6 protein-coding genes and 1 rRNA gene are annotated in these 3,032 nt (G+C 27.0%); all 7 read right to left on the reverse strand.

Translation table 11 applies throughout. The features are described from left to right. Window positions 1–89, reverse strand: a 16S ribosomal RNA gene (locus ACTNAO_RS12675); the annotation flags it as partial. Between the two features lie 855 nt (window positions 90–944). Beyond that, window positions 945–1,484: a hypothetical protein gene (locus ACTNAO_RS12680; RefSeq protein ID WP_441046259.1), complete on the reverse strand. Its 540-nt coding sequence runs from the start codon at window positions 1,482–1,484 to the stop codon at window positions 945–947. A gap of 164 nt (window positions 1,485–1,648) precedes the next feature. Then, window positions 1,649–1,831, reverse strand: a complete 183-nt coding sequence (locus tag ACTNAO_RS12685) for a hypothetical protein (RefSeq protein ID WP_441046261.1) — start codon at window positions 1,829–1,831, stop codon at window positions 1,649–1,651. A 173-nt stretch (window positions 1,832–2,004) separates the two neighbouring features. Continuing rightward, window positions 2,005–2,130, reverse strand: coding sequence for a hypothetical protein (locus tag ACTNAO_RS12690; RefSeq protein WP_441028408.1), 126 nt, complete (start codon window positions 2,128–2,130; stop codon window positions 2,005–2,007). A gap of 107 nt (window positions 2,131–2,237) precedes the next feature. Further along, a complete protein-coding gene (locus ACTNAO_RS12695; RefSeq protein ID WP_441046263.1) occupies window positions 2,238–2,456 on the reverse strand; it encodes a hypothetical protein in 219 nt (72 codons plus the stop codon). Between the two features lie 247 nt (window positions 2,457–2,703). Beyond that, complete coding sequence (locus tag ACTNAO_RS12700) at window positions 2,704–2,856, reverse strand: hypothetical protein (RefSeq protein WP_441046265.1); 153 nt, start codon at window positions 2,854–2,856, stop codon at window positions 2,704–2,706. A 57-nt stretch (window positions 2,857–2,913) separates the two neighbouring features. Beyond that, complete coding sequence (locus ACTNAO_RS12705; protein ID WP_441048083.1) at window positions 2,914–3,024, reverse strand: peptidoglycan-binding domain-containing protein; 111 nt, start codon at window positions 3,022–3,024, stop codon at window positions 2,914–2,916. Window positions 3,025–3,032: the final 8 nt, after the last annotated feature.

Here is a 3,032-nt window from a genome sequence, read left to right on the forward strand (position 1 = left end):
ATTCTCCGAAGAGAATTTCATCGCTCGACTTGCATGTGTTAAGCACGCCGCCAGCGTTCGTCCTGAGCCAGGATCAAACTCTCAATAAAAAGTTTGATTCTAAGTCTTATTCTTAAGACTGCTCATAAAACTTACTAATAAAAGAATTGCTGGTTCTTAACTTATTATTCTGTTCAATTTTCAAAGATCTTACCACATTTAGTGGTTTTTATATCACCCTCAAGCGACTTCATTATCTTATCACTTGTTTCAGCTCTTGTCAACATTTTTTTGAATTTTTTTAACTCAAATTTTGCTAACTTTTTAAGTTTATCATCAAAAACTTTACCTTGATTTAAACTTATGTGCCTTAGCGACGTGTTTTATAATACCACATATGTTTTTCATCAATTAATGACAATATTTTTATCTTCTTAAAATAAATCCACTTTACTCTTATTATCTATGTTTTTCTTGCTATTTCGCAAAAGAATACACCAGGATAAGTTTATCAATTAAGAATTAATAATTAAGTGGCTTTTATGCTACACTTAAAGCCAATCTCCACAGGAGATAATTAATAATTGTTATAGCTATTCCCGAAGCATTATCATAATTAAGTTTTATATAGGATTTAGTACAAGCCCTGAAGTTATAGCTTATCCACGCATAAAATTAACAAAAGTTATAAAAATAAAAAGCTATATCACAATAATACAGCCAATTTATTATGGTGCTCCTAGAGGGATTTGAACCCACTACTTCAGGATTCGATTAGAATAAAAACAACTTAATTCAAAAAGGCTCAAACTCTTTGTTTTATAAGGTTTTTAATACAAATACTTTCAAAACATTTCATTGCCACGTAAAACTTGTGTGTTAAAAGTGTGTTAATTAACACACTAAAAATAATTACTATATATAATGTAGAAAAAAATATACCAGGTGCAATTAAGTACCTGGTATTATTTAATATTATCCAAACTAATATTTACTTCTTTGAATTTACTAACAACTTTATTTGAGTAATGATTATACATAGCTATATCTGAACTCTTATAACATTCTAATTTACTTTTATATGCAACAACAGTTTCTATACAAGCGTAAGCATAATTCTTCAAGTTATCTGTATTGCATCTATCACTATTAATAAAAGCTTGTAAACTAGATAGCGTAATTTCGCAATCTTTAATTTTTGAATCTATATTTTCAGAATCTGATGTTATAAGATAATCTGAAATAGGCTTAAATGCTTCTGTAACTTCTTTTGATGCTTTCTTTTCATCAGATAGTATAATACCATCTTTAATAGCTTCTTCTTTTGTATAAAATTTAGTACCAGATACTTTAGATACTATTTTTTCAATTGGAGTTAAATCTTCATATAAAGTGTCTACTTTATATGTTTTTATCTTATTTCCTACTAAAATACAAGTAATTCCACATATAATTATTATTGCTGCTATAATTATGAAAATTATATACTTAATATTCTTTTTCATATAATACCCCACCTCATAATTATTTTTTATTATATTTTAACACAAAATATTGTATATTTTGTAAATAACTTGTCAATAATACTATTGTTAATAATTATTTTATCCATAATTTCTCAAAAAATAAGACTAGTAAGTAAGATCTTTCCTACCTACTAGCCTTAATTCTACTTATTTAATTCTTCCCTTCTAGCTTTAATTAAATTTTCTAGTTCCTGAAGGTCTTCCTTTGTTGCTTTACTTCTTATAAAACTTCTTGCCCTTGATCTGTCACTTAAATATTTTGCTCTCTCTTTATTTTTTTCTTGCCATTTTTTATTTGCTTCTGTTTGTGCATTTTTCTCACTCATCTAAAGACCTCCTAGCATACCTTTTAATGCAAATATCAAAACTGCCACTAACCCTATAAGAATTAATATTCTAAAAACTAATTCTACATATGTTTTTTTCATATTGATTTTGGAGAATATATTTGATATTATTTTTTCAAGGGGCTAAGGTGGTAGCTTAACCCCTCTTTTGTTTAGTTAAATATTCCTTTGATTGTAAAAATCAGAATTGCTATCCAACCAAATAGGGATATTAACTGTATTGTGAGCTTTTCAAGTAATTCTATTATCTTGATTAGCTCTTTTATTTTATCCTCCATTCCTTCACCTCCTTACAATTATATTATACTACGCATAGTATGATAAGTCAATACTTTTATTTAATTTATTGTAAATTTATGCAAAAAAAATAAGGCTAGAATAGAAATTAATCTACTCTAGCCTTATTACTTAACATTTCTTCATATTTCATTCTCTCTATATCAGATAAACATCTATAGTGTATGTAATCTTTCAGCTTAGATAATTTAAATAATCTTTTCTTAATATTATGTATAAATAAAACTATAATATTAAACTTACCTTCTGTTATAATAATTTTTATAGAACCATTAATATTACTTCTATATGTAGTTTTGTATAGCAAATTAATCACCTCAACAAAAAATATAATCCCCTACATTATCTGCAAGGGATTATTCTATGGGTATTTGCACCCCAAAATTTTTGATAACGAATTGTTATCCCGGGCATTTACATCCCAATAAAAAATAGCTTATCGTACAGGTACGCAAACTACTAAAATATTTTTTAGTTCTCTATATTTATTATAACATATTCTATCAACAAAAATAAAAAAAATGTTGATAGAATTGTTGATAGAACTGCGATAGTTACCATCTTCTTTTATATTTCTCCTTGCTTTTAGCATTATAAGTATTCTCTAATATAAGAAACTTGCTCCAATAATAAGTACCAAGTTCATCCCCATAATGTATATGTACATTAAATTCTAAAAATTCCATTTCTCTTCTTAATTTATCCATACCCTTATACCTCCTTGCCTGTACCTAATCTTGTACCTACAGTACCTAATCTTGTACCTATAACTCTAAAAGTTTTCTCCAAGTGTTAGGACCAACTATACCATCATCATTTATATTCCATTTTCTCTGCATCCATTTAACTGCATTTTCTGTATCATTCCCAAAAATTCCATCAG

Origin of the sequence: Clostridium sp. HCP1S3_C6 (assembly GCF_052066735.1) — a bacterium.
Taxonomy (GTDB): Bacteria; Bacillota; Clostridia; order Clostridiales; family Clostridiaceae; genus Clostridium.